Source organism: Streptomyces phaeoluteigriseus (assembly GCF_001896135.2).
Lineage (GTDB): Bacteria > Actinomycetota > Actinomycetes > Streptomycetales > Streptomycetaceae > Streptomyces > Streptomyces phaeoluteigriseus.
This window is the reverse complement of the sequence record NZ_MPOH02000006.1, coordinates 266,389-291,023: the sequence shown is the minus strand read 5'-3', so window position 1 is coordinate 291,023 and position 24,635 is coordinate 266,389. Positions and strand designations below refer to the sequence as shown.

Below are 24,635 nucleotides of genomic sequence, written 5' to 3'. Positions count from 1 at the left end.
GCGCTCCCACCACCCACGTACGGTGTGATCATCCGTACGGCCACTCATCACAAGGCGGTTGCTCATGGCCCTGTTCGACCTGTCCCTGGAGGAACTCCACGAGTACCGCAGCGGATCCGCCGAGCCGGAGGATTTCGACGCGTTCTGGTCCAAGACCCTCCAGGAGGCCCGTGAGCACGACCTGGACGCCCGCTTCGAGCCGGTCGACACGGGGCTGGAGACCGTGCGGGTGTTCGACGTGACGTTCGCCGGGTACGGCGGCCATCCGGTCAAGGCCTGGCTGACCCTGCCCGCGGCGGCGACGGAACCGGTGCCGCTGGTCGTGGAGTTCGTCGGCTACGGCGGGGGCCGCGGGCTGCCGCACGAGCACCTGCTGTGGGCGTCCACGGGCCGCGCGCACTTCGTCATGGACACCCGCGGCCAGGGCAGCGCCTGGGGCGGCGGTGGGGGTACCGCCGATCCGGTGGGCGCGGGACCCGCGTTCCCCGGATTCATGACCCGGGGCATCGACGCCCCCGAGAACTACTACTACCGCCGGGTGTTCACGGACGCGGTACGTGCCGTCGAGGCGGCCCGTTCGCACCCGCTGACGGACGCGGCGCGGACGGTGGCGCTCGGCGCGAGCCAGGGCGGCGGCATCTCGATCGCCGTGGGCGGCCTGGTGCCGGATCTGGTGGCGGTCGCGCCGGACGTGCCCTTCCTGTGCGACTTCCCGCGCGCGGCGACGCTGACGGACCGTCACCCCTACCGTGAGATCGGCCTGTTCCTCAAGACGCACCGCGGCCGCACGCAGGACGCGCTGCGCACCCTGTCCTACTTCGACGGTGTGCACTTCGCGTCCCGCGGCTCGGCGCCCGCCCTGTTCTCGGTGGCCCTGGAGGACCAGACGTGCCCGCCGTCGACGGTGTTCGCCGCCTTCAACGCGTGGGGCCACGAGGACCGGACGGTCGAGGTGTACGACTTCAACGACCACGAGGGCGGCGGGCCCTACCACGAGGCGGCCAAGGTGCGCTGGCTGCGGTCGTACGCGTGACGTCCTGATCGCACCTTCCCCCTGATCCGACCAGTCGGTATGTTCGGGGAGCCCGGGCCGCAGGGTCGCGGTCCGGGCTTCCGGCGGATCACGGAGGACCCATGCCCGAGCACGTGCCAGAGGTTCACGGCCACTGCGACGAGCGTTTCGCGGCGGTGCGCGCCACGTTCGAGGAGAACTTCCGGAAGCGGGGCGAACTGGGCGCGGCGGTGACCGTCACGGTCGACGGCGTGACCGTGGCCGACCTCTGGGGCGGCTGGGCCGACGCGGCACGCACGCGCGCGTGGGAACGGGACACGCTGGTCAACGTGTGGTCGACGTCCAAGGGGCCGACGGCGCTGTGCGCGCACATCCTGGCTGACCGGGGCCTGCTCGACCTCGACGCCCCGGTGGCCGCCTACTGGCCCGAGTTCGCCGCGGCGGGCAAGGAGCGGGTCCTCGTCCGGCATCTGCTGTCGCACCGCGCCGGACTGGCGGGGCTGCGCGAGCCGCACACGCTCGAGCAGATGTACGACTGGGAGCTGACCACCGCCCGCCTCGCGGCGACGGAGCCCTGGTGGGAGCCGGGCACCCGGTCCGGCTATCACGCGTTCACCTACGGCTTCCTGGTCGGCGAGGTCGTGCGGCGCGTCTCGGGGCTGCTGCCGGGCGCCTTCCTGGAGCGCGAGGTGACGGGGCCGCTGGGCATCGACTTCACCATCGGACTACCGGAGAAGGAGGCCGGGCGGGCTGCCGAGCTGGTGCATCCACCGGCCGCGTCGAGCAGCGAACAGGCCGCCGTCTTCGCCCAGTTGGCGCCCGAGGCCCTCGCTGCCCTGACCAACCCGATGGCAGGCGCCGTCGAGGCGAACACGCCCGCCTGGCGGGCCGCGGAGATCCCGGCCGCCAACGGCCACGGCACGGCGCGGGCGGTCGCCGCCCTGTACGGCGCCCTCGCGGGGCGCGGTTCCGTCGACGGCCGGCGCGTCCTGTCCCCGGCGGCGGCCGAGCGGGTCCGCGAGGGCCAGGGCGCCTGCCGGGACCTGGTGCTGGGCGCCGGCTTCCCCCACGAGACGGAGATCGGGCTCGGCCTGTGGCTGAGCGGCCCGAACGGCTCCTACGGGCCCAACCCGCGGGCTTTCGGACACGACGGCTTCGGCGGCTCGTGCGGTCTCGCCGACCCGGAGGCCGGGCTGTCGCTGGGGTACGTGATGAACCGCATGGGGCCGCACATCGCGGACGATCCGCGGAAGATGGCGCTGGTGAAGGCCGTGTACAGCGCTCTGTGACGGGGTGGCGGGCGGTCCGGTTTCAGCCGTTCGCAGCGCCCGCCCTTCCCTGGTGGTTTAGACCAATGCTAGATCTGGTGGTGCACAAGCCCGCACGGCACGTCACCACAGGAGGCGCGCGGCATGGCCCGCACCATCCCCCTTGATCAGCCCCTCTACTGGCGGATAGCGAAGGAGTTGCTCGGCGAGCTGCATGACGGCACCATCCCGCCCGGTGAACGCCTCCCCGCCGAACGGCAGTTGGCCGAGCACTTCGGGGTCAGCCGGGTGACCGTCCGGCAGGCGCTGGAGGTGCTGCGGCGTGACGGACTGGTCGCCACCGACCGGCGCGGCAGCCACGCCGTCCTGCCGGGAACACCGGTCGCCGACCCGGCCTGGCTCGCCTTTCCCGTCGGCTCCCGGACCGTGGACGACTCCTGCGCGGTGGACCGCACCACGCTGAGCTGGGAGCCGCCCCCGCCCGAGCACGCCACCGCCCTGGACCTCGCACCGCACCGGCCGACGCTGGTCCACCGCTACGAGTCGATGGGCGCGGACGGCCACCCCCTGCGCACGGCCGTGACGTCCTTCTCGGCGGTGGCACTGGCCGAGGTCGACGAACTCGCCCGCTACCGCGACCGCGCCGACACCACCGGCTCCCCGCAGCTCCGGCGCGTCTACGACTGGATGCGCCGGGCCGGGCTGACCCTGCACCACCGGGACTCCATCACCCGCCCGGACGACACCCCGTCGATGCGGGTGACCCGGCACGTGCACGACCAGTACGCGCGGCCACTGGAGATCACCGACCTGGTGGTGGGAACCCGGCAGGAGGCGCTGGTCTACACGTTCACCCTGCCGGCGGCCGACTGACCCGGACCACGTCCGCCCACCTCGGGACGCCCGCCTCGGGACGCCCGCCTCGGGACGCCCTCCTCGGTCCGCCCTCCTCGGTCCGCCCTCCTCGGTCCGCCCTCCTCAGGACGTCCGGCGCGCCTCCACCATCCGGACCCGTGGACTTCCGTCCCCCCGCGTCCCGAACTCGGGGAGGGCGTGCAGGTCCACCCGGAACCCGGCGCGCTCCAGGTCCCGGCGGACCTCGCCCAGCCGGAAGGCCCGGTAGTACATGACGAAGGGGGGACGCCACACGGCGTTGCGCACCCGCATGACCGCGTCGAAGCCGAGGAGCATCCAGAACGCGGGGGACGACGGCCGGGGCGGCGCGAGCACCGGGAACGCGAACCGGCCGCCGGGCCGCAGCGCCCCGTGCACCTGGGCGAACAGGCCGGGGAGTTCCTCCGGCAGGAAGTGTCCGAACGCGCCGAAGCTGACGACGAGGTCGAAGGCGTCCGTGAACGGCAGGGCACGCGCGTCGGCCCGCACCCACGACACCCGCGGCTCCGGCAGGCGGGCCCGCCCGCGCGCGATGTCGAGCATCCCGGCGCTGAAGTCGACCCCGGTGACGCTGTTCCGGCAGAGCGTGGCCAGCGCGTCGACGCCGGCGCCCGTGCCGCAGCACAGGTCGAGGCCGTCGTCGTGGGGGCCCGTCCGGCGCAGGGCCGACATGACCGCGTCGAGGACGGGATCGGGGGTGCGGAAGGGCGTGTGGTCGAACTTCGGCGCGAGCAGGTCGTAGCCGTGCTCGACGGACGACAGGGCCTGGACGGCGAGTTCGCGCAGCGTGGGTCCTTCGGGGCTGAACATCGGCGTCAGCCTACGGCGGTGCGCCGCCGGAGGTGCGCCAGCACCCGCTCGCACCAGCGCAGGTTCTCCTCCTCGAAGCCGATGCCGGCCATCAGCGTCAGGTAGGGGCCGATCCGGTCGGCCTCGCGCAGGAACTCTTCCTCCGTGCGCCCGGCGAGGAGGCGTTCGCGGACCCGCAGATAGCGGTCGAGCTTGCCGCGCGCCCAGCTCATCCGCTCCTCGATCTGCGCGCGGGCCGTCGCGGGGTCGACGCCTACGCCGTCCATCGCCTGGATCTTGATGAGGAGTTCGTCCCGAACGGCGGTGGGCCGGCGCGGCGGTGCGGCGGCGAAGGCGCCCAGATCCGCCCGGCCGGCCTCGGTGAGGGTGAACATCCGCTTGTCGGGCCGGCGTTCCTGCCGCACGACCCGTGCCTCGATCAGGCCGTCCTGCGCGAGGCGCTCCAGTTCGCGGTAGAGCTGCTGCGGGGTCGCGGGCCAGAAGTTCGCGAGGGAGATGTCGAAGACCTTGGACAGTTCGTAGCCCGAGGCCTCGCCTTCCAGGAGCGCGGCCAGGACGGCGTACTTGAGCGACATGTGGACACGGTAACAGCAGCTGATTATTGTCATCCGCACTTAGTCAACTAATTGATTATGAGGTGATCTGGATGCGCGCGTTCCGAGAGGCGGTCGAGGCCGGCGATCTCGACGCGGTGGAGGCCCTGCTCGCCGAGGACGTGGTGTTCACCAGCCCGGTCGTGTTCAAGCCCTACCCCGGCAAGGCGATCACCGCGGCGATCCTGCGCGCAGTGGCGGAGGTCTTCGAGGACTTCCGGTACGAGCAGGAACTCGCCGGTGCGGACGGCCGCGACCACGCGCTGGTCTTCACCGCGCGGGTCGGCGAGCGGGAACTGAGCGGCTGCGACTTCCTCCATGTCGACGAGGACGGGCTCATCGACCGGCTGACGGTGATGGTGCGGCCCCTGTCGGGGGCGAACGCGCTGGCCGAGGCCATGGGGGCGCGGTTCGAGCAGATCGCGAAGGAGGCCGAGGCGCGCACCCGTTGAACACACCGGTGGCCGGCACCCCGGGGGAACCCCGTGAGCCGGCCATCACGCGTGCGCGGGCGTCAGTCCTTGAGCTGCTCCAGCGTGGACTTCGAATCCGCCTTCATCCAGTCCTTCACGTCGTCGAGCGACGGCGGGTCCTTGTCGTCGTCGTCGTAGGAGGACAGGTACGCGCTGTAGCTCATCGTGTACGTCGTCCAGCCGTCCCGCACGGCCAGCGTCGCGTACAGGGAACCACTGGTGGAGCCGCTGGTGGTGTCCTCGCTGACCAGGTAGGCCTCTTCGCCGATGCCCTCGACGGTCTCCACGTCGTAACCGGGGTACCTCTCCTCGTAGTTCTTCCACATGGCCGTGAACTCCGGCCCGGGGTCGGACTTCCTGTGCAGGTCGACCTGGGTGGAGAGGTAGGCGTCGGCGTAGCTCGATCCGGTCTTCTTCAGGTTGATGCTGCAGTAACTCTCGTCGAGAGCCGGGTCCTTGAGGGCGTTGTGCGTCGGCGAGCCGTCGTTGTCCGGGTACTCCGTCTCGAAGGAGGAGTAGTCCGTGCTGGAGCAGAGGTTCGCCGGCGCCGTGTAGCCGCGCAGGTCCGCGTCGGCGCCCTTGCCCCCGATCAGGAAGACGCCCGCCGCCCAGGCCGCGGACGCGACGACCGCACCCACGACCACCCAGAGCACCGCCCGGCCGGCCCCGCCCCCGCCACCCGGCGGCGGAGGAACCGGCGGATACGGGCCCTGCTGACCGTACGGATAACCGGCCGCGGGCTGGCCCGGCTGGCCCGGCTGGCCCGGCTGGCCCGGCTGGCCCGGCTGGCCCGGCTGGCCGACCAGGGTCGGAGTGGCGTAGAAGCTCTGCTGGCCCGGTACGGGCGCGGCGGGCGGCGGGTAACTCGTCGCCGGCCCTGGGCCCGGCGACTGCGGATTCGGATACGGATACGCACTCGGCGGAGCCGGCGCCCCGGACGGCTGCTCGGGTTCCTGCGGAGGCTTGGGCGGCGTGGACATGCCGTGAAGATAGTGCAGCGTAGGAGGTCAAGTACCCTGTCGCCCCGGATCGTTATGGTCTGGGGACATCTGGCACCGACCCATGACACTGTGGTCCGGACCAGGGGAGGAACGACACCGGAACAGCTGGGGCCGCCCCGGTGTTGAGGGAGTGGAAGCACAGCACCCCTCGCCATGACGGCGAAGTGGGTGGTAGGCTCCTCCACAGCACCTGTGTACGCCCTCGTTTCGGGGCGCCGGTGCGGTTCCTCTCCCAGTTCGCTGTTGCGCCCGCCGATCCCGGTCGAGGCGCCGGCTCTTCCGCAGAGATTTCGTGAACAGCGGTTCCGCCGTGTCCGAGGTCCTGCTTCCCCACCGCCGGAGGCGCGCGTACACCGCCCCTCCCCCTCGCGGATTCACCCCCTTCCCTCGCATGCCTCAATGCCTTGTGTCCTCGAAAGGACCGACCACCATGACCACCACGCTCGAACACCCCCCTGTCCGGCAGCAGCCCCAGGCCCAGCTCGTCACCGGTGTCCTCGACATCGACGGCAACGGGAAGGGGCATCTGCGCGCCGCCGCCTGCCTGCCCGCCCCCGACGACGTCCAGGTCGCACCCGCCCTGATCCGCCGGTTCGGCCTGCGCAAGGGCGACTCCGTCGAAGGGCTGCGCGACGGCCGGCGTGCCCTGACCGACGTGGCGCGCGTCAACGGACGTACGCCCGACGCGCTGCGGGGCCGCCGCCACTTCCGTGATCTGACGCCCCTGCATCCGCACGAGCGGCTCCGCCTCGAACACCCGGCGGCCGGGCTCGCCGGACGGGTCGTCGACCTGCTCGCGCCGGTCGGCAAGGGCCAGCGCGGGCTGATCGTCGCACCGCCCAAGACCGGCAAGACCGTCCTCATCCAGCAGCTCGCCGCCGCGGTCGCCGGGAACCACCCGGAGGCACGGCTGATGGTGCTGCTGCTCGACGAACGCCCCGAGGAGGTCACCGACATGCGGCGCTCGGTGCGCGGCGAGGTCTACGCCTCCACGTTCGACCAGGCTCCCAGGCAGCACATCGCGCTCGCCGACCTGGTGATCGAACGTGCCAAGCGGCTCGTCGAGGCGGGCGAGGACGTCGTGATCCTGCTGGACTCCCTGACCCGGCTGTGCCGGGCCCACAACAACGCAGCCGCCGCAGGTGCCGCACCCTCAGCGGCGGCGTCGACGCCGGCGCGCTCATCGGACCCAAGCGGTTCTTCGGGGCCGCGCGGACCGCCGAGGAGGGCGGCTCGCTCACCATCCTCGCCAGCGCACTGGTGGAGACCGGCTCCCGCGCCGACGACTTCTACTTCGAGGAGCTCAAGGGCACCGGCAACATGGAGCTGCGCCTCGACCGCGAACCGGCCTCGCGCCGCGTCTTCCCGGCCGTCGACATCAACACCTCCGGCACGCGCCGCGAGGAACTCCTGCTCTCCCCCGGCGAGCTGACCGCCGCCCGCGGCCTGCGCCGCGCCCTCCGGACCCGGGACGGCCAGGCCAACCTGGAGACGCTTCTGGAGCGGATGCGTGCCACCCCGGACAACGCGACGTTCATCCGCCGCGTCCAGCCGACCCTTCCAGCCGCCTGATCCCTCGCCTCGGGGGTGTCACCGGACCGCTGCGGCATCCGGGTGCACGCGCCCCCCTCTGCGGCACGGGCAGCGCGGGGAAGGCCCGCTTCATTCTTACGTTGATCATATGACGATCGGATTCTCTTCTCGGGCCGCCGCGTCGGCCTGCGTGCTCTGCGTGGCGGGCGTCCTGGCCCTCGGGCCCGCGTTGTACGCCGCACCGGCCGGGGCGGACCCCGGTCCGGCCGGCGGACCGCACGCGACGGCACCGCGGCCCGCCCTGCTGTACCGCTCCGGTACGCAGGTCCGGCCACGCCCCGGAGCCCCCGGCGTGCCGGCCGTCTCCGCACTGTCGTGGCTGGTGGCCGACGCCGGCACCGGCGAGGTGCTCGCCGCGTCGAACGCGCACCGCAAGCTGCCTCCCGCCAGCACCCTCAAGACCCTGTTCGCCCTCACGGTGCTGCCGGTCCTGCCCGGCGGCATCCGGCACCGGGTCTCCGAGGCGGAGCTGACCGGGATCGGAGCCGGCAGCAGCCTGGTGGGAGTCGCCGAGGGCCGGTCGTACCGCGTCTCCGACCTGTGGCACGGGGTGTTCCTCAACTCCGGCAACGACGCCGTGCGCGTACTCGCCGCGCTCAACGGCGGCTGGCGTGCCACGGCCGCCCGCATGGAGGCCAAGGCTCGCTCCCTGGGCGCCCTGGACACGCGCGTGGTGTCCCCGGACGGGTACGACGCCCCCCGGCCAGGTGTCCTCCGCCTACGACCTGGCGGTGTTCGGACGGGCCGGGCTGCGCAACCCGGACTTCGCCCGGTACTGCGCCACCGCCGAGGCCCGTTTCCCGGGGCGCCACGGGGGGACGTACGGCATCGTCAACACCAACCGTCTGCTCAGCGGGACGAACGGGGTGGCGCCGTACCCGGGGTTGATCGGCATCAAGAACGGCTACACCAGCACCGCCGGCAACACCCTCGTGGCCGCCGCCCGGCGGGGCGACCGCACCCTAGTCGTGACGGTGCTCAACCCCCAGGCCGGCGGCGGCTTCGCCGTCTACGAGGAGGCGCGCGAGCTGCTCGACTGGGGGTTCGGGGCGGCCGGGCGGGTCGACCCCGTGGGTTCGCTGGACGCGCTGCGGGCGCGGCCGAGGCCGGGGCCGGAGGCGACACCCGTGGCCGCCGCCGCGGTCACCGTCTCCGACACGGTCGCCGCGGCGGACGACGGGCCCGGCTGGTCCGAGGCGGCCGTCGTCACGGGTGCCGCCGTGCTGGGCGGTGGCTCCGTCGCCCTGGTGCTGTGGCTCTTGGGCCGACGCCGCTCGGGCGGTTGACCGACCGGCAGCCGTAGCAACAGACCGAGGGTGATCCAGGTGTAGAGGTTGCCGCCGAGGAAGCCGTCGACGCCGGAGGCGTCGTCGAACCACAGCCACACCACGCTGGTGCAGAGCACCGCGTACAGGGCGCCCGCCACGCGCGGGTGCCCGGCGCGGACCAGGACGGCGAAGGACGGCAGCAGCCAGACCAGATGGTGCACCCAGGTGATGGGGCTGACCAGACAGGCCGTCAGACCGGTGAGGGCGAAGGCGGCCGGCCAGTTCCCCGCGGCCACCGCCCGCCGGGACCGCCATGCCCAGCAGCACAGCACCAGCAGCACCAGCGCCCCCCAGACGGGACGGCTCTCCACGCCCAGCCGCGCCAGGATGCCCTGGAGCGACTGGTTGGAGACGTAGTCGAGGCGGCCCACCCGGGTCGTGTCCCACAGGGCGTGCGTCCAGTAGAACCGCGAGGCGTCCGGGGCGGCCAGGGCCGCGCACCCCGTCGCCGCCACGGCGACCCCGGTGGCAACGGCCGCCGCACGCCGCCGCCCGGCGACCAGCAGCAGACCGATGAAGAGCGCCGGCGTCAGCTTGACCGCCGCCGCGAGCCCGATGCCGATCCCCGCCCAGCGGGTCCGGCCGGTGGCCAGCAGCGAGCAGTCGGTCAGCACGAGGGCGAGCAGCAGGAGGTTGACCTGGCCGAAGCTGAGGGTGTCCCGCAGCGGCTCGAACAGTGCCAGGGCACAGGCGGCGAGGGCGACGCCGTACCAGCCGTGGCGGCGCCATCCCGGCCCGGTCAGGATGCGGACGGCGACCGTGAGGGCCGTCAGGTTGAGCAGCAGGGCCGCCGCGATCGCGGTGTGCAGCCCGACCAGGGCCATGGGCAGCATGACGACGGCCGCGAACGGCGGGTAGGTGAAGCCGTACGGCGTGCCCGGCACCCGGTAGTCGTAGACCCGGCCGCCGTCGTGGACCCAGGAGTCGACGGTGCCGTGGTAGACGCGCAGGTCGAACCAGTCGCGCAGCAGCGGGACCGTCGCGGTGAAGACGGTGACGGCCGCGGCGAGCGCGAGGATCAGCAGGAGGCGCCCGCGGTCGGTGCCCGGCCCCGGAAGGCGCCTCATGCCGGACGTCCCAGGGCCGTCGGGGTCCGCGCCGCGAGGCGGGCCTGCCACAGGACGACCACGGCGAGGGCGCCGCCGGAGACCGCGAGGACCAGGCGGCCCGCGTCGGCGGGACCGCCGTCGGGGAGGACGGCGAGGGCGAGGACGCCGGCCACGGCCGCCATCCGGTGCCGTACCGAGGTGCTGGGGGCCGCGGCGGCGATCAGGAACAGGCCCCACAGCGCGTACCAGGGGCGGATCGCCGGGCCGAACGCGGCGACCGCCGCCAGACTCAGGCCGAGCGCGTACACCGGGCGCGGGCGCAGCCGCCACCAGATGGCGACCAGGGCCACGGCGGTGCCGGCGAGGCCCAGCGCGTGCCAGGCGGGGACCGCCAGCGGGGCCAGGTCGCTGCCGAGCCTCTCCAGCAGGGCGCGGGTGGCCCGGCCGAGGAGGCTGGTGAGGGCCCAGTTCTGCGAGGAGACCGGGGTCCTGAGGGCGCCTATCCAGCCGTAGCCGGTGCCGGCGACGGTGGTCGCGGTGACCGTGGTGGCGGCCGCCGCCACCGTCGTGGTCAGCACGGCTCGCACCGGATGCCGTCCCGCGCGGAGCTGGAGGACCAGGACGGCGGCGAGCCCGAGGACGGCGGGTGCCTTGACGAGGGCGGCGAGGGTGATCAGGACCGCGCCCAGGGCCGGACGGCCGCCGAGGGCGGCGACCAGGCCGACACCGAGCAGGCCCAGCATGATGGCGTCGTTGTGGGCGCCTGCCACCAGGTGCAGCAGGACCAGCGGGTTGAGGGCGCCCAGCCACAGCGCGGCGGACGGGTCGGCGCCGCTGTGCCGGGCCAGCCGGGGCAGGGCGGCGGCCATCAGCGCGACCCCGACCAGCGCGACGCAGCGCATGCCGACGAGGCCCGCGGGCAGTTCGCCGCGGGTCAGGCCCGACAGGGCGGCGGCGAGGGCGAGGAACACCGGGCCGTAGGGGGCGCCGGTGTGCTGCCACAGCGGCGCGACCTCGTCGGCGAGGGGGCCGCCGAGCCGGGACGGACCGTGGGCGTAGACGTCGATGTGCGCGTCGACCATCGCGCCCTGGGCCAGATAGCTGTAGACGTCCCGGCTGAACAGCGGGGGTGCGATCAGCAGCGGGGCGGCCCACACGGCGAGGACGGCCACGAGGGCGCGCGGGGTGGGCGGGTCGCCGCCGCGCACCAGCCGGCCCAGCAGCACCCAGGCCGCGGTCAGCAGCACCAGCCCGAAGTAGACCCCGACCAGGCCCAGTACGGCGTGCGGGGAGGACGGGGCGAGGAGCTGCCGGGCGGGCAGCGCACCGGCCGTCCCACCGCCCAGCGCGAGACAGGCCGTGCCGGCCAGGCCCAGGACCTGACAGCGGCGGAGATCGGCGGGAGAAGCCATGGCCAACACTCCGTCAGGGTGTCAACGCCGGGTGGCCGGAAAGCGACGTGCCCCTCTCCGGGCGGCGGCCTGGGCGTGACCGGCGTGTGCGTGACCGGCGTGTGCGTGTTCGCGCCCGCCCGTCATGAAGTCGGCAGCGTTGAGTACGCGTACGCAGGACGGGGCGCCGTACGGTGGCGAAGCTGGGGGCATGACGACGGCCCCGGCCTCTCCCAGCCCTCCGTCCGGCCGTCCGCACCCGGTGGCGGACGTCCTCGTGACTCTCGTCCCGCTCGCGCTGGACGCCCTGGCCGCGCTGGTCGGCGTCTCCGGGGGCTGAGCGAGGCCGGATTCGACCTGTTCGGCTCCGACGACGACTCGTCCGTCAGCTTCACGCCCGCCGGCGTGTGCCTCCTCGTCCTCGGCCTGCTCGTGCTGGGCACGGCGTTCCTCGCGAGCCGGGGGCGGGCGTACGTCACCGCCTGTCTCCAGGCCGTCGCCGGGATCCTGCTGGTGCTCACCGCGGCCTACGGGCTGCTCCAGCAGTACTCCGAGAACCGCCCGCCCGCCCCCTCGACGGGTACGGCGGCCCTCAGTCGCAGTGCCGGTCGGGCGGCGACAACAGCGAGTGCCACGGCTGGTGAGCACGGCCGTGCGGAACACCGCTCAGAACACGGACAGGCCGGTCAGCGTCGTGAACCGCTCCAGGGCCGCCACGCCCGTCACCGAGTTCCCGCGTTCGTCCAGGCCCGGACTCCACACGCACAGCGTGCAGCGGCCCGGTACGACTGCGATGATGCCGCCGCCCACGCCGCTCTTGCCGGGCAGGCCCACGCGGTAGGCGAACTCACCGGCCGCGTCGTAGGTGCCGCAGGTCAGCATGACGGCGTTGACCTGCTTGGCCTGGCTGCGGCTGAGCAGGCGGGTGCCGTCGGCGCGGACGCCGTGCCGGGCGAGGAAGCCGGTGGCCAGGGCGAGGTCCGCGCAGGAGGCGGTGATCGAGCACTGGCGGAAGTACTGGTCGAGAAGGGTCGGCACCGGGTTGTCGATGTTGCCGTAGGACGCCATGAAATGGGCGAGGGCGGCGTTGCGGTCGCCGTGCGCGGACTCCGAGGCGGCCACCTCCAGGTCGAAGTCGAGCACCGCGTTGCCGCTCTCGGCCCGCAGGAAGTCCCGCAGTTCGCCCGCCGCGTCTCCGCTACGGGTCTGGAGGCGGTCGGTGACCACGAGCGCGCCCGCGTTGATGAACGGGTTGCGGGGGATGCCGTTCTCGTACTCCAGCTGGACCAGTGAGTTGAAGGGGTTGCCGGAGGGTTCGCGGCCGACGTGCTCCCAGAGTTCGTCGCCCTCGCGGGCCAGGTCCAGGGCGAGGGTGAAGACCTTGGTGATGGACTGCGTCGAGAACGGCTCCTGCCAGTCCCCCACCCCGTACACCGTGCCGTCCAGCTCCGCCACGGCCATGCCGAAGCTGCGGGCGTCGCGGGCGGCGAGCGCCGGGATGTAGTCGGCGGGCCGGCCGCGGCCGGGGGTGCGGGCCATCTCCTCGGCGATGCGCTCCAGGACCGGCTGGAACGTGAGGGACGACGTCGTTGTCATGATCGCCATTGTGCCTCCGGGCCGGTTCCGGCGCGTCGTCGCAGGTCGGGGACGGGTCAGGCGAGGGGCGAGCCGTTGCCCGCGACGACCTCGGGGCGGAGCAGGGCGGCGAGCCGCTCGGCGGGCAACAGGCCCTTCTCCAGGACGAGTTCGGCGACACCGCGGCCGGTGACGAGCGCCTCCTTGGCGATGTCGGTGGCGGCCGTGTACCCGATGTACGGGTTGAGGGCGGTGACCAGGCCGATGGAGTTCTCCACACTGGCGCGCAGCACCTCGGTGTTGGCGGTGATGCCGGTCACGCAGCGTTCGGCGAGGGTCAGGCAGGCCGCGCGCAGGTGGGTGATCGACTCCGACAGGGAGTGCAGGATGATCGGCTCGAAGGCGTTGAGCTGGAGCTGTCCGGCCTCGGCGGCCATGGTGATGGTGACGTCGTTGCCGATCACCTCGAAGGCGACCTGGTTGACGACCTCCGGGATCACCGGATTGACCTTGCCGGGCATGATGGACGAACCGGCCTGTACGGGCGGCAGGTTGATCTCGCCGAGGCCTGCACGCGGTCCGGAGGACAGCAGACGCAGGTCGTTGCAGCTCTTGGAGAGTTTCACCGCGATCCGCTTGAGCACGCCGGACATCTGGACGAACGCACCGCAGTCCTGGGTCGCCTCGACGAGGTTCACGGCGGTGACGAGCGGCAGGCCGGTGATCTCGGCGAGGTGGCGGCGGGCCGACTCGGCGTAGCCGACCGGCGCGTTGAGGCCCGTGCCGATCGCCGTGGCGCCGAGGTTGATCTCGTGGATCAGCTCGGCGGCCTCGGCGAGACGGCTGCGGTCCTCGTCGAGCATGACGGCGAAGGTGGAGAACTCCTGGCCGAGGGTCATCGGGACGGCGTCCTGGAGCTGGGTGCGGCCCATCTTCAGCACGTCGCGGAACTCGACGGCCTTGCGGGCGAAGGCGTCCTGGAGGACGGCCATGGCCTTGAGCAGGCCGTGCACCGCGAAGACGGTCGCGACCTTGACGGCGGTCGGGTAGACGTCGTTGGTCGACTGACCGAGATTGACGTCCTCGTTGGGGTGCAGGTACCGGTACTCGCCCTTGGCGTGGCCCAGCAGTTCCAGGGCCCGGTTGGCGACGACCTCGTTGGCGTTCATGTTGGTCGAGGTGCCCGCGCCGCCCTGCACCACGTCCACCACGAACTGGTCGTGCAGCTCGCCGGCCCGGATCTCACGGCAGGCGGCGACGATCGCGGCGGCCTTCTCGGGCGCCAGCAGCCCCAGTTCCTCGTTGGCGAGGGCGGCGGCCTCCTTGACGGCGGCGAGGGCGTCGATCAGGTGCGGGTAGGCGGAGATCGTGGTGCCGGTGATCGGGAAGTTCTCGGTGGCGCGCAGGGTGTGGATGCCCCAGTACGCGTCGACGGGGACGTCCCGGTCCCCGAGCAGATCGTGTTCGCTGCGGCTGACGACGACAGTCATGAGGTGCTGCCTCTTTCTGAGGGCGAGGTGTGGGGACGGGCAGAGGACGACCGCCTCGGCGGCACAGGATGCCGACCACCCGAGCCGACGGGCGCCGCCCCGTGGGATGAACGGACCGACGGCCACCGGGCGCGCCTGACCGGCACCCGGACAGGGGGTGCCGCGGTGCTCGACGTCCCCGCGTCCCCCCGCCGCACGTCAGGCGCAGGCCGGCTCCGTGACCGGGTCCAGGGCGCGTACCGTGCGGATGCTGCCGACGGGTTCGCCGCCGCCGAGGAGGGGCTCGCCCGCGAAGGGGGTCAGGAGGGCGGGGTCCACGCCGGCGCGGACGAGGGCCGCCGCGGTGACCGGGACGCGGGCCCGGTTCGCTCCGTCGGAGATCTTGACGGCGACGGCACGGCCGTCGGGGAGTGCGGCGACCTCGACGCCCTCGAAGCCGTCCTTGGCGAGCAGTCCGGGGACGGCTCGCATCAGGGCGGCGACGTCCCGGCCGGAGCCGGAGGCCATCTCGGCGTGCTCACGCATCGCGTCCGCGACCCGCGCCTCGGGGGTGCCCGGCACGGCGGTGGTGACGCGAGCGGCGCACGTGCCAGACCGTTGAGGGAGACGGAGAAGAGGGGCGCGCCGCACCCGTCGACGGTGACCCGGGCGATCCGCTGCCCGGTGAGGTCCTCGACGATCTCGGCGATCGCCTGCTGGAGCGGGTGCCCGGGGTCGAGGTAGCCGTCGAGGGACCAGCCGTTGAGCTTGCAGGTGTAGAGCATCGCCGCGTGCTTGCCCGAGCAGTTCTGGGCGAGGCGGGAGGGCGGGCGGCCCTCGCGTATCCAGGTGTCGCGGACGACCGGGTCGTACGGCAGGTCCGTGACGTTGCGCAGGTCGTCCTCCGTGACGCCGGCCAGTTCGAGGATCCGCCGGGTCCGGCGAGGTGTCGTTCCTCGCCGGAGTGGCTGGCGGCGGCGAGCGAGAGCAGTTCGCCGTCGAGCGGGAGCCCGGCGCGCACCATGGCGACGGCCTGGACGGGCTTGAGCGCGGAGCGCGGGTAGAAGGCGACCTCGATGTCACCGAGCTGGAGGTCGACCTCGCCGTCCGTGCCGAGCACGACGACGGAGCCGTAGTGGATGCCCTCCGTCACCCCGCCGCGGACGAGGTGGGCGACGGGGGCGTGGAGGGGTTCGCGGATCGCGGGGGCGTCGGCGAGGGAACCGCTGTACATCATTGCCTGGCCACTGGTGAGTGAGGTGGGGGCCGGCGGCGGGGTCACGCGTCGGCCTTGGGTGAGGTGCGCGCGCGGCGGACGCGGATGGCGTACCAGCCCGCGACCAGCGCGGCGGCGATCAGCGGCAGACAGAGCACGGTGGTGCGTCCGGCGCCGCCGTCGGCGTACATCAGGACCAGGACGGAGGCGAGGAAGGCCAGCGTCACGAGTTCGGTCCACGGGGAGCCCGGCAGTCGGTAGCTCGGGCGGGTCAGATCGCCGTTCTGGGTCTTCTGCCAGAACAGCAGGTGACAGATCATGATCATGCCCCAGGTGGCGAGGATGCCGAGCGCCGCGAAGTTCAGGACGATCTCGAAGGCGTCGGCGGGGACCACGAAGTTGAGGCCGACGCCGAGGACGCAGACGCCGCTGGTGAGCAGGATGCCGCCGTAGGGGACCTGGGTGCGGCTCATCCTCCCGGTGAACCGGGGCGCCGAGCCGCTGACGGCCATGGAGCGCAGGATGCGGCCGGTGGAGTAGAGGCCCGAGTTGAGGGAGGACATCGCCGCCGTGAGCACGACGAGGTTCATCACGCCGCCCGCGGCCGGGACGCCGATGTTGGACAGCACCGTGACGAAGGGGCTCTCGCCGGAGGTGTACTTGTTCCACGGGAGCAGCATCGACAGCAGGAGGACCGAACCGACGTAGAACAGGCCCACGCGCCACATGATCGAGTTGATCGCCTTCGGCATGATCTGCTCGGGGTTCTCGGTCTCCCCGGCGGCGACGCCGACCAGTTCGACGGAGGCGTAGGCGAAGACGACGCCCTGGACGATCAGCAGCATGGGCAGCAGGCCGTTGGGGAAGATGCCGCCGTGGTCGCTGATCAGGGGCGGGCCGGGGGTGGTGCCGTCGACCTGGTGCTGGGTGACCAGCAGGAAGATGCCGATGCACATGAAGATCACGAGCGCGCCGACCTTGACGATCGCGAACCAGAACTCCAGTTCGCCGAAGATCTTCACCGAGATCAGGTTCACCGTGAGGACCACGGCCAGGGCGATCAGCGCGATCACCCACTGGGGTACGTCGGAGAACATGCCCCAGTAGTGGGTGTAGGTGGCGACCGCGGTGATGTCGGCGATGCCGGTGGTGGCCCAGTTCAGGAAGTACATCCAGCCCGCGGTGTAGGCGCCCTTCTCCCCCATGAACTCCCGGGCGTACGACACGAAGGCGCCGGAGGACGGGCGGTACAGGACGAGTTCGCCGAGGGCGCGCACCACGAGGAAGGCGAAGACGCCGCAGACCGCGTAGGCGATGAAGAGGGAGGGGCCGGCGTCGGCGAGGCGGCCGCCGGCACCGAGGAAGAGGCCGGTGCCGATGGCGCCGCCGATGGCGATCATGTTGACGTGCCGGTGTTTGAGGGACTTGCTGTAGCCCTCGTCTCCGGCGTCGACGTGACGGGTCGAGGGGCGGGTCTCGTCCTTGAGGTGCTGTTCGCTCACGCCTCGGGTCCGCCTTCCAGGGGGGATTCGGTGCGCGGGGGGCGCACGATGTCGGTGAGGGTCGTCTCGACGCGGTCGAGGTGGTGGCTCATGGCCTCCACGGCGTCGGACTCGCAGCCGTCGATCAGCGCCTCGACGATGGCCCGGTGTTCGCGGTTGGACTGCTCGCGCCGTCCGCCCAGTTCGTTGAGGAAGGCCGACTGACGCGCCAGCGCGTCACGGATCTCCTCGATGACCCGGCGGAAGACCGGGTTCTGGGCGGCCTCGGCCACGGCGAGGTGGAAGAGGGTGTCCATCGCGACCCAGGCGGTCGTGTCGGTCTCGCGTTCCATCCGGTCCAGGAGGTGGGCCAGGTGGTCCAGGTCCTCCGGGGTGCGGCGCGCGGCGGCGTACCCGGCGACCGGGATCTCGATGTGGCGGCGCACCTCGAGCAGGTCGCTGGCCGCGTAGTCGCCGAAGGTGGGGTCCTCGACGGTGTTGGCGACGACGAAGGTGCCCTTGCCGGTTCGGGAGACCGTCAGGCCCATGGTCTGGAGGGCGCGCAGGGATTCCCGCAGGACGGGCCGGGAGACCTCGAGGGTGCGGCACAGCTCCGCCTCGGAGGGAAGCTTGTCCCCGATGGCGTAGTGGCCGTGTTCGATGGCGCCGCGGAGGTGGGCGAGCACCGCTTCCATCGCGCTGATGCGACGGGGCGCCGGGCCACCTGTCTGGCTGTCTGACAGGTTCACGGGAGTGATACTCCGGGTGGCCCGCGGTCGCTGTCAAGGCGGGTGAAAGGAGAAATTCAGTGAGCGGTCACCGTGAAAGCGGGATGTCCTCCTCCGCCTGGAGGCCGCTGCCTGCGTCTCCGGGTCATGACCACACCGTCCGCGCGAGCCACACCCCCGCGAAGGCGGCCCCGACGCCCACCGCCACGCCGGCGACGACGTTGGTGGCGGCGTGCAGCGCCGCTCCGGTCTCGGTCAGCCGCAGCGTCTCGTAGGAGAAGGTGGAGTAGGTGGTGAGGGCCCCGCAGAAGCCGGTGCCCAGGAGAAGCCTCAGGTGGGGGCCGGCGGCTCCGGCGGCGGCCGCACCGGTCACCAGGCCGAGGACCGCGCAGCCGACGGCGTTGACCACGAAGGTGCCCCAGGGGAAGACGGAGTCGTGCCGGGCCTGCACCGCGCGGTCGGTCAGATACCGCAGGGGTGCGCCGACCATGCCTCCGGCGACGACCAGCAGCCAGTTCACGACGACCCCCTGCCCCGCGTGTCCGTCTCGCCCTGGTTCCCGTCGCGGCCGGCGTACCGGATGACCTCGCACGGGTCGAGGATCACCAGGCCCTCGGTGACCAGTTCGTCGAGCCGCGGCAGGAAGGCCCGCACCCGTTCCTCCGTGTCGACGATGACGACGGCGACCGGGAGGTCCTCGCTGAGCGAGAGCAGACGGGAGGTGTGGATCAGCGAGGAGGCGCCGAAGCCCTCGATGCCGCGGAAGACGCTGGCGCCCGCCAGTCCCGCCGCGTGGGCCCGGTGCACGATCTCGCTGTACAGGGGCTTGCGGTGCCAGGTGTCGTGCTCGCCGACGAAGACGGTCACGCGCAGTGCACTGCCGGTGAGCCTCGTCATGGCCGCCTCCGGGTCAGGACGCGGCGGGTCGCGGTCGCCGCGAGCCACACCGCCGTGAGCGCCGCGAGCGGGGTCGCGGCCAGGTAGGCCAGCGCCGTCCGGGGATGTCCCGTGTCGAACAGGTGCTGGAGGTCGACGGCGTACGTCGAGAAGGTGGTGAAGCCGCCGAGCACGCCGGTGCCGAAGAAGGGACGGACGAGCCGGTGGGCGGTCAGCGCCTCGGTGATCAGCACCAGGAACACGCCGATCACGGCACAGCCGACGACATTGACCCAGAAGGTCGTCCACGGGAAGCCGCCGCCCGCCGAGGGCCACCACAGGGAGGCCGCGTAGCGGGCGGCGGCGCCCAGTCCGCCGCCGACGGCGACCACGGCGACCACCGGGAGCTGTCCCGGTGCGGCGGACCTGCGCGGTGCGCCGCCGCGGAGGCTGTCGGTCTCCGGGGCTGTCATGTCCTACGTCTCCTGCCTCGACCCCCGGTCGCCCCGGCTCGCGGGGTGATCACGGCTGGTCAACAGGGTAACGCCGGATCACTCTGCCCCGGGCGCCGCACAGACCGCGATGCCCGGTTCCCGGAGGCTGCCCAGGATGAGCCGGCCGTCGGCCGCGCAGACGCTGGTGACCATGCGGAAGCCGGAACGGCGGCGGGTGAGGTGGTGCACGGTCCGGCCCGTGTCGTCGACGGCGAGGACGCCGATGGTGCCCGAGGGGCGGAAGGGGGCGCGCAGGGCCAGGCGGGCGGCGCGGTGGCGGACGGCGGGGCCGGCCCGGTGGAGGAGGTCGAGCGGGGGGACGCGGGGGCCGGCCAGCGCGACCCAGACCGGGCCGTCGGGGGCGCCGCGCCACAGGTTGTCCGGGAAACCGGGCAGGTTCTCGACGAGGGGTTCGCCTGTCCGGCGGCGGGGCCGGTCAGGCCGTAGCGGGTGAGGCGGCGGGCGCCGGTCTCGGCGACGATCAGGAAGGTGCCGTCGGTGCTCACCGCGAGGCCGTTGGCGAACTGGAGTCCTTCCAGGAGGACTTCGGGCTCGGCGTCGCCGGGCGCCAGCCGCAGCAGGCGTCCGGTGCCGGTGTGTTCGACGAGGTCGCCCATCCAGTCGTGCAGGGGGTGGGCACGGCTCGACACCGTGAAGTACACGGTGCCGTCGGGCAGCGCCACGACGTTGCTGCAGAACCGCAGCCGCTCCCCCGCCACCGAGTCGGCCAGTACGTCGACCCGGCCGCCGCCCGCGAGGCCGACGCGCAGCAGCGCCCCCTCGGCGTCGCACACCAACAGGTCGCCGTCGGGGAGGAGTTCGAGGCCGAGGGGGCGGCCGTCGATGCGGGCGACCTCCTCGACGCGGGCGACGCTGGGATCGTCGAGGCCGTCGACGCGCAGGATCCGGCCGTCCGCCAATCCGGTCAGGACGCGCCCTCGCGGATCGGGCACGACGTCCTCGGGGCCGTGGCCGCCTAGGGAGATGTGGCGTACGGGGACGAGAGCGGTGGGTCGGTCCATGCGGGTGCCTTCCACGGGTGCGGGTCGCCGACGGTAGGCCTTCCGCGCGACCCCTGCCAGCCCCCTACCAGCCCTTCTCGAACATGCGGGCCACTTCGGCGATGCGCATCTCGTCGCGCCGGTAGTAGGTGCGGAGCCGGATGCGCTTGGCGCGCAGCAGGCCCAGGTCGGTGAGCAGGGCGAGGTGGGTGTCGGCCACCCTGCGGTGCACGCCCAGTTTCGCCGCGACGGTGTCCGCGGTGACGCCGTCCTCGACGAGGTCCGCGCGCCGCTGCGGCGGGAAGTGCCGCGCCGGTTCCTTCAGCCACTCCAGGATGTGCAGTCTTCGTTCGTTCACGGGAGTCCTCAGCATGGTCGTCCCCTCCGTCCCTGGATCGGGGCAGGCTCCTCGTACCGCGTCTTCCCACTGTTCCGCAGTCGAGGCCACCGTGTCCCGGACTCCGCGCCCCTTGGCCAGGATCGAACGTCCACCCGCTGTACGGCAGTTCGTGCCGGGGGAACGGGGAACGCGCAGGGGCCCGGCCGCGAGGTGGCGGCCGGGCCCCGCTGTCACGAGGTCACGAGGTCACGAGGTCACGAGGTCACGAGGTCACGGTCAGCGGTGGCTGAACCATGCCATGGAGGACAGCGCCCGGTCGTCGTAGCCGAACAGGGCCTGGTTCTCCCAGCCGTTGCCGGAGGCGGCGTCGGTGGGGTCCCAGCCGTTGCCGTCCACGGCGGTCCAGGTGGCCTCCCAGTAGAAGACGCCGAGACCGCGGCCGTTCGGGACGGCCTCCACGATGCTCGCCACCGAGTTCATCCAGGCGAGCTGTCCGGCCGCGGTGGCCGGGTAGCCGGAGACCAGTTCGCTCGACAGGTCGATGATGTTCTCGTGCGAGTCCTTGGTGTCGAGACGGAACGGGTAGGCCGTCTCGGCGACGAAGACCGGCTTGCCGTAGCGGGCGGCCGCGTCGTCCAGCGTGGTCTGGAAGTCGGCGAGGGTGCCGTGCCAGTAGCCGTAGAAGGACAGGCCGATGGCGTCGAACCTCACGCCGTTGGAGACCGCGCTGTCGAACCACCAGCGGGTGCCGGTCAGGTCACCGCCCTTGGCGAGGTGCAGGGCGACCGGGGTGGACGAGTTGACCGCCTTGACGGCGTCGTAGCCGGAGTTGAGCAGACCGGCGAGCTGGCCCCAGTTGGCGGTGGAACCCTCGTTCCACAGCATGCCGCCGTTGATCTCGTTGCCCACCTGGACCATGTCGGCGGTGGTGCCCTGGGCCTTGAGCGCGTTCAGCACGTCGTACGTGTGGTTGTACACGTCCGTCCTGAGCTGGCTGTACGAGTGGCCCGCCCAGGCGCTCGGCTTGCTCTGGGCGCCCGGGTCGGCCCAGATGTCCGAGTAGTGGAAGTCGACCAGGAGCTTCTGGCCTGCGGCCTTGACCCGCTTGGCCGTGGCCAGCACGCGCGCCTTGTTGTTGTAGCCGTCGGCGGGGTTGACCCACACCTTCAGGCGCGCGTAGTTCATGCCGGCGTTCTTCAGGATGGTGACCGGGTCGCCGGTGGTGCCCGAAGCGGTCTTGTAGACGCCGCCCTTGGCCTCGCTCTTGGGGAGGGACGAGATGTCGGCACCCTTGATCGACAGTCCGGTCGTGCCGGACGTGAAGGTCAGGTCGTCGACATTGATCCAGTTGCCCGCGTTCGCGTCACTGTTGACGCTGACCGTGCACTGGTTGTTCGTCACGTTGACCGGGACGACGATACGGAGCCATCCGCCGGCCGAGACCGGCAGATCGGTGCGCTGTTCGGCGCCGCCGCAGTTCTTCAGGGCTATGTAGGCCGACTTCTGGCCGCCGCCGGAGCGGACCCAGGCGGTGAGCTTGTAGTTGCCGTTGGTCAGCCCCGACAGGTACTGGTACGTCTCCACCTTGTAGGCGGCGGACGCCCAGTGGGTGAGGCGGTAGCTGCCGCCGTGTCCGCCGGACTCGGCGAACGAGGCACTGGTGGTGCCGTACTCGGACCAGCCGCTGGGGGCGGCCGCCCCGGTGCCGTCGGCCTCGAAGCCGGCGTTCGTGAGCGTGGAGGCCGCCTGGGCGGTCTGCGCGGGCAGGGCGGTGAGCGCCAGCCCCGCGGTGAGCGGGAGCAGCAGGGCTCTGAGGGTGCGTCTGGGATGGAACATCTTCGTCCGTCGTCCCTTCGACGTGATGGGGTGGGTCTCCCTCGGGGTGAGGGGACCCCCTCCGCCCGCGGCTCGCGGCTCCACGGGCGGAGGGGGAGTCTGGCTCAGCCGTCGAGGCGTACGACCCGCACGGCTCCCGGCGGGACCGCGAGGCGGCCGGCGGCGCGTTCGCCCGTCAGCAGTTCGGTGCCGGACGTGTCCAGCGGCACCTTGGCGTCGGTGGCGGTGTGGTTGATGGCGAAGAGGTAGCTGCCGGTCTCACCGGAGCGGCGCACGACCTCGACGTCCCGGGGCAGGTCGGCGCGCGGGGCGACGCGGGCGTCCTCGGCGGCCCGGCCCAGCAGGGCGTCCAGGCCCTCGGCACCGAGTCGGGTGGAGACGTACCAGGCGGTGCCCTCGCCAAGGCGGTGCCGGGTGACTGCGGGGCGGCCCGCGGTGAGGCCGTCGGCGTACGTCCAGACGGTCTCGGCGCCGCGCGGCTCGACGAACTCGGTCCACACGTCGCCGCTCAGCTCGGAGCCGTCCGGGCCGGTGATCCGCACGTGCTCGCCCTGGAGCAGCGGGGAGAACTCCTCGACGGTGAGGCCGAGGACGTCCCGCAGCGCGCCCGGGTAGGCGCCCTCGTGGACGGCGTCGGACGCGTCGACGATGCCGGAGAAGTAGGACACGACGAGCGTGCCGCCGTTCTCGACGTACGCCTTGAGGTTGTCCCCGGCCGCCTCCGTCATCAGGTACAGGGCGGGCACCACGACCAGCGGGTACCGCGAGAGGTCGGCTTCGGGGTGGGCGAAGTCGACGGTGAGGTGGCGGTCGTAGAGGGCCTCGTAGAAGGCGTCGGCGCGTTCGCGCGGGTCGTGGTCCTCGCTGGGGCGCCAGGCGAGGTTCTGCGCCCACCAGGAGTGCCAGTCCCACAGGACGGCGACGTCCGCCTCGGTGCGGGTCCCGCGGATCGGGTTCAGGGAGCCGAGGGAGGCGCCGAGTTCGACGACCTCGCGCCACACGCGTGTGTCGGTGCCGCCGTGCGGGACCATCGAGGAGTGGAACTTCTCGGCGCCGCGCCGGGACTGCCGCCACTGGAAGAACATGGCGCCCTCGGAGCCACGGGCCACGTGCCCGAGGGAGTTGCGGGCCATCTGGCCGGGGGCCTTGGCCGGGTTGCGGGGCTGCCAGTTGACGCCCGAGGTGGAGTGCTCCAGGAGGATCCAGGGGGCGCCGCCGGCGACGGAGCGGGTGAGGTCGGCGGCCATCGCCAGGTTGACGTGGGTGCGGCGGCCGTCGGTGATCAGGTAGTGGTCGTTGCTGACTATGTCGACCTCACGGCCCCAGGCCCAGTAGTCGACCGAGTCGCACTGGCTGAGCGCGGTCATGAAGTTCGTGGTGACCGGGACGCCGGGCGCGAGGCGGTGCAGGATGTCGCGCTCCATGACGAAGTTCTCGCGCATGGTGGCGTCGGCGAAGCGCCGGTAGTCGAGGGCCTGGCCGGGGTTGCCGACGGTCGGGGTGGTGCGCGGCGGGTTGATGTCGCCGAAGGCCGCGTAGCGCTGGCCCCAGAAGGCGGTGCCCCAGGCCTCGTTCACCGCCTCGACCGTGCCGTACGCCGTCTCCAGCCAGCGGCGGAAGTGGGCGGCGCAGGACTCGCAGTAGCAGGCCGAGACGGGCACGCCGTACTCGTTGTGGACGTGCCACATCGCGAGCGCCGGGTGGTCGCCGTAGCGCTCGGCGAGCCGGGTGGCGATGTTCGCCGCGGCCGCGCGGTAGTCGGCGTTGCTGTGGCAGATCGCCGCGCGGGAGCCGAACTCGTAGCGGACGCCGTCGGCGGTGACGGGCAGGGCCTCGGGGTGCTCGCGGTAGAACCAGACGGGCGGGGCCGCGGTGGGGGTGGCCAGGTCGACGCGGATGCCGTTCTCGTGCAGCAGGTCGATGATCCGGTCCAGCCAGCCGAAGTCGTAGGCCCCGGGCGCGGGCTCCAGGAGGGCCCAGGAGAAGATCCCGACACTCACCATCGTGACGCCGGCCTCACGCATCAGGCGGACGTCGTCCTGCCAGACGCTTTCCGGCCATTGTTCGGGGTTGTAGTCCCCACCGAAGGCGAGCCTGGTGAGGCCCTTGGGGGTGGTCTCCGGCATGGATCTCTCCCGTTTAATCGATCATTTGGGAACGTGCACACACGTTCTCGGCGGTGCGAGCCCAACATAACCGCACAGCAA

Annotated in this window: 20 protein-coding genes and 5 pseudogenes; 8 read left to right on the top strand and 17 right to left on the bottom strand. The window is 72.4% G+C overall.

Annotated features, from left to right (window positions below):
* Positions 1-64 precede the first annotated feature (64 nt).
* The 3 genes from BM536_RS06870 to BM536_RS06860 all read left to right on the top strand — a co-directional run bounded on the left by BM536_RS06870 (position 65) and on the right by BM536_RS06860 (position 3,153).
* Positions 65-1,033, top strand: a complete 969-nt coding sequence (locus BM536_RS06870) for an acetylxylan esterase (protein WP_073494292.1) — start codon at positions 65-67, stop codon at positions 1,031-1,033.
* A 101-nt stretch (positions 1,034-1,134) separates the two neighbouring features.
* Positions 1,135-2,301 carry a serine hydrolase domain-containing protein gene (locus BM536_RS06865; RefSeq protein ID WP_094102673.1) on the top strand — a complete coding sequence of 389 codons (1,167 nt, stop codon included), beginning with the start codon at positions 1,135-1,137 and terminating at the stop codon, positions 2,299-2,301.
* Between the two features lie 123 nt (positions 2,302-2,424).
* A complete protein-coding gene (locus BM536_RS06860; RefSeq protein ID WP_073494294.1) occupies positions 2,425-3,153 on the top strand; it encodes a GntR family transcriptional regulator in 729 nt (242 codons plus the stop codon).
* A gap of 105 nt (positions 3,154-3,258) precedes the next feature.
* Here the strand turns inward: BM536_RS06860 and BM536_RS06855 are convergent, their stop codons facing one another.
* Together BM536_RS06855 and BM536_RS06850 are read right to left on the bottom strand one after the other, a co-directional pair.
* Positions 3,259-3,984, bottom strand: coding sequence for a class I SAM-dependent methyltransferase (locus BM536_RS06855; RefSeq protein ID WP_094102672.1), 726 nt, complete (start codon positions 3,982-3,984; stop codon positions 3,259-3,261).
* Positions 3,985-3,989: 5 nt separating this feature from the next.
* A complete protein-coding gene (locus BM536_RS06850; protein WP_073494295.1) occupies positions 3,990-4,559 on the bottom strand; it encodes a PadR family transcriptional regulator in 570 nt (189 codons plus the stop codon).
* 71 nt (positions 4,560-4,630) lie between these two features.
* On the opposite strand from BM536_RS06850, the gene BM536_RS06845 reads away from it, so the two are divergent.
* Complete coding sequence (locus BM536_RS06845; RefSeq protein ID WP_073494310.1) at positions 4,631-5,029, top strand: nuclear transport factor 2 family protein; 399 nt, start codon at positions 4,631-4,633, stop codon at positions 5,027-5,029.
* Positions 5,030-5,091: 62 nt separating this feature from the next.
* On the opposite strand, the gene BM536_RS06840 is transcribed toward BM536_RS06845, so the two are convergent.
* Complete coding sequence (locus BM536_RS06840) at positions 5,092-6,030, bottom strand: hypothetical protein (protein WP_245873293.1); 939 nt, start codon at positions 6,028-6,030, stop codon at positions 5,092-5,094.
* A 451-nt stretch (positions 6,031-6,481) separates the two neighbouring features.
* On the opposite strand from BM536_RS06840, the pseudogene rho reads away from it, so the two are divergent.
* From rho to BM536_RS44275, 3 pseudogenes are all read left to right on the top strand, one after another.
* Positions 6,482-7,623: pseudogene (gene rho, locus BM536_RS06830) on the top strand (transcription termination factor Rho).
* Between the two features lie 109 nt (positions 7,624-7,732).
* A pseudogene (locus tag BM536_RS42450) lies at positions 7,733-8,284 on the top strand (D-alanyl-D-alanine carboxypeptidase family protein); the annotation flags it as partial.
* A pseudogene (locus tag BM536_RS44275) lies at positions 8,256-8,570 on the top strand (hypothetical protein); the annotation flags it as partial. The pseudogenes BM536_RS42450 and BM536_RS44275, both read left to right, overlap by 29 nt.
* A gap of 83 nt (positions 8,571-8,653) precedes the next feature.
* Here BM536_RS44275 and BM536_RS06820 read toward each other — a convergent pair.
* A complete protein-coding gene (locus BM536_RS06820) occupies positions 8,654-10,039 on the bottom strand; it encodes a glycosyltransferase 87 family protein (RefSeq protein WP_094102669.1) in 1,386 nt (461 codons plus the stop codon).
* Complete coding sequence (gene mptB / locus BM536_RS06815; RefSeq protein WP_094102668.1) at positions 10,036-11,433, bottom strand: polyprenol phosphomannose-dependent alpha 1,6 mannosyltransferase MptB; 1,398 nt, start codon at positions 11,431-11,433, stop codon at positions 10,036-10,038. Before mptB ends, BM536_RS06820 begins: the two co-directional genes overlap by 4 nt.
* A gap of 190 nt (positions 11,434-11,623) precedes the next feature.
* Here mptB and BM536_RS43885 point away from each other — a divergent pair, with 190 nt between their 5' ends.
* Positions 11,624-11,752, top strand: a complete 129-nt coding sequence (locus BM536_RS43885; RefSeq protein WP_281258544.1) for a hypothetical protein — start codon at positions 11,624-11,626, stop codon at positions 11,750-11,752.
* Positions 11,753-12,078: 326 nt separating this feature from the next.
* Here BM536_RS43885 and BM536_RS06810 read toward each other — a convergent pair whose 3' ends face one another.
* From BM536_RS06810 to BM536_RS06755, 12 genes and pseudogenes are all read right to left on the bottom strand, one after another.
* The gene (locus BM536_RS06810) at positions 12,079-13,017 is read right to left on the bottom strand and encodes a glutaminase (RefSeq protein WP_073494299.1); all 939 of its coding nucleotides are present in this window, start codon (positions 13,015-13,017) and stop codon (positions 12,079-12,081) included.
* A 47-nt stretch (positions 13,018-13,064) separates the two neighbouring features.
* On the bottom strand, positions 13,065-14,477 hold the full coding sequence (gene aspA, locus BM536_RS06805) for an aspartate ammonia-lyase (RefSeq protein WP_073494312.1): 1,413 nt from the start codon (positions 14,475-14,477) through the stop codon (positions 13,065-13,067).
* A 198-nt stretch (positions 14,478-14,675) separates the two neighbouring features.
* Positions 14,676-15,690, bottom strand: a pseudogene (locus BM536_RS06800) (asparaginase).
* A gap of 44 nt (positions 15,691-15,734) precedes the next feature.
* A complete protein-coding gene (locus tag BM536_RS06795) occupies positions 15,735-17,174 on the bottom strand; it encodes an amino acid permease (protein WP_094102667.1) in 1,440 nt (479 codons plus the stop codon).
* Entirely contained in the window at positions 17,171-17,848 is a 678-nt protein-coding gene (locus BM536_RS06790) for a FadR/GntR family transcriptional regulator (protein WP_073494301.1), read from the bottom strand. The genes BM536_RS06795 and BM536_RS06790 overlap by 4 nt, the downstream gene beginning before the upstream one ends.
* Before the next feature lie 178 nt (positions 17,849-18,026).
* Positions 18,027-18,401 (bottom strand): fluoride efflux transporter CrcB, encoded by a 375-nt coding sequence (crcB, locus tag BM536_RS06785; protein ID WP_073494303.1) that lies wholly within the window; start codon positions 18,399-18,401, stop codon positions 18,027-18,029.
* Positions 18,398-18,778 carry a DUF190 domain-containing protein gene (locus BM536_RS06780; RefSeq protein ID WP_073494304.1) on the bottom strand — a complete coding sequence of 127 codons (381 nt, stop codon included), beginning with the start codon at positions 18,776-18,778 and terminating at the stop codon, positions 18,398-18,400. Before BM536_RS06780 ends, crcB (BM536_RS06785) begins: the two co-directional genes overlap by 4 nt.
* Positions 18,775-19,230: a fluoride efflux transporter CrcB gene (gene crcB, locus BM536_RS06775; RefSeq protein WP_094102666.1), complete on the bottom strand. Its 456-nt coding sequence runs from the start codon at positions 19,228-19,230 to the stop codon at positions 18,775-18,777. The genes BM536_RS06780 and crcB (BM536_RS06775) overlap by 4 nt, the downstream gene beginning before the upstream one ends.
* A gap of 78 nt (positions 19,231-19,308) precedes the next feature.
* Positions 19,309-20,273 (bottom strand): annotated as a pseudogene (locus BM536_RS06770) (SMP-30/gluconolactonase/LRE family protein).
* Positions 20,274-20,337: 64 nt separating this feature from the next.
* The gene (locus tag BM536_RS06765) at positions 20,338-20,625 is read right to left on the bottom strand and encodes an ArsR family transcriptional regulator (protein ID WP_073497117.1); all 288 of its coding nucleotides are present in this window, start codon (positions 20,623-20,625) and stop codon (positions 20,338-20,340) included.
* A 243-nt stretch (positions 20,626-20,868) separates the two neighbouring features.
* Positions 20,869-22,428: a glycosyl hydrolase 53 family protein gene (locus BM536_RS06760; protein ID WP_073497119.1), complete on the bottom strand. Its 1,560-nt coding sequence runs from the start codon at positions 22,426-22,428 to the stop codon at positions 20,869-20,871.
* Positions 22,429-22,532: 104 nt separating this feature from the next.
* Positions 22,533-24,554 (bottom strand): beta-galactosidase, encoded by a 2,022-nt coding sequence (locus tag BM536_RS06755; protein WP_073497120.1) that lies wholly within the window; start codon positions 24,552-24,554, stop codon positions 22,533-22,535.
* Positions 24,555-24,635: the final 81 nt, after the last annotated feature.

Excerpts from the sequence above, each read along its gene's own strand:
- BM536_RS06870 (WP_073494292.1), top strand. The coding sequence starts at position 65 with ATGGCCCTGTTCGACCTGTCCCTGGAGGAACTCCACGAGTACCGCAGC.
- BM536_RS06865 (WP_094102673.1), top strand. The coding sequence starts at position 1,135 with ATGCCCGAGCACGTGCCAGAGGTTCACGGCCACTGCGACGAGCGTTTC.
- BM536_RS06860 (WP_073494294.1), top strand. The coding sequence starts at position 2,425 with ATGGCCCGCACCATCCCCCTTGATCAGCCCCTCTACTGGCGGATAGCG.
- BM536_RS06855 (WP_094102672.1), bottom strand. The coding sequence starts at position 3,984 with ATGTTCAGCCCCGAAGGACCCACGCTGCGCGAACTCGCCGTCCAGGCC.
- BM536_RS06850 (WP_073494295.1), bottom strand. The coding sequence starts at position 4,559 with ATGTCGCTCAAGTACGCCGTCCTGGCCGCGCTCCTGGAAGGCGAGGCC.
- BM536_RS06845 (WP_073494310.1), top strand. The coding sequence starts at position 4,631 with ATGCGCGCGTTCCGAGAGGCGGTCGAGGCCGGCGATCTCGACGCGGTG.
- BM536_RS06840 (WP_245873293.1), bottom strand. The coding sequence starts at position 6,030 with ATGTCCACGCCGCCCAAGCCTCCGCAGGAACCCGAGCAGCCGTCCGGG.
- BM536_RS06820 (WP_094102669.1), bottom strand. The coding sequence starts at position 10,039 with ATGAGGCGCCTTCCGGGGCCGGGCACCGACCGCGGGCGCCTCCTGCTG.
- mptB (WP_094102668.1), bottom strand. The coding sequence starts at position 11,433 with ATGGCTTCTCCCGCCGATCTCCGCCGCTGTCAGGTCCTGGGCCTGGCC.
- BM536_RS43885 (WP_281258544.1), top strand. The coding sequence starts at position 11,624 with ATGACGACGGCCCCGGCCTCTCCCAGCCCTCCGTCCGGCCGTCCGCAC.
- BM536_RS06810 (WP_073494299.1), bottom strand. The coding sequence starts at position 13,017 with ATGGCGATCATGACAACGACGTCGTCCCTCACGTTCCAGCCGGTCCTG.
- aspA (WP_073494312.1), bottom strand. The coding sequence starts at position 14,477 with ATGACTGTCGTCGTCAGCCGCAGCGAACACGATCTGCTCGGGGACCGG.
- BM536_RS06790 (WP_073494301.1), bottom strand. The coding sequence starts at position 17,848 with ATGGAAGCGGTGCTCGCCCACCTCCGCGGCGCCATCGAACACGGCCAC.
- BM536_RS06780 (WP_073494304.1), bottom strand. The coding sequence starts at position 18,778 with ATGACGAGGCTCACCGGCAGTGCACTGCGCGTGACCGTCTTCGTCGGC.
- crcB (WP_094102666.1), bottom strand. The coding sequence starts at position 19,230 with ATGACAGCCCCGGAGACCGACAGCCTCCGCGGCGGCGCACCGCGCAGG.
- BM536_RS06765 (WP_073497117.1), bottom strand. The coding sequence starts at position 20,625 with ATGCTGAGGACTCCCGTGAACGAACGAAGACTGCACATCCTGGAGTGG.
- BM536_RS06760 (WP_073497119.1), bottom strand. The coding sequence starts at position 22,428 with ATGTTCCATCCCAGACGCACCCTCAGAGCCCTGCTGCTCCCGCTCACC.
- BM536_RS06755 (WP_073497120.1), bottom strand. The coding sequence starts at position 24,554 with ATGCCGGAGACCACCCCCAAGGGCCTCACCAGGCTCGCCTTCGGTGGG.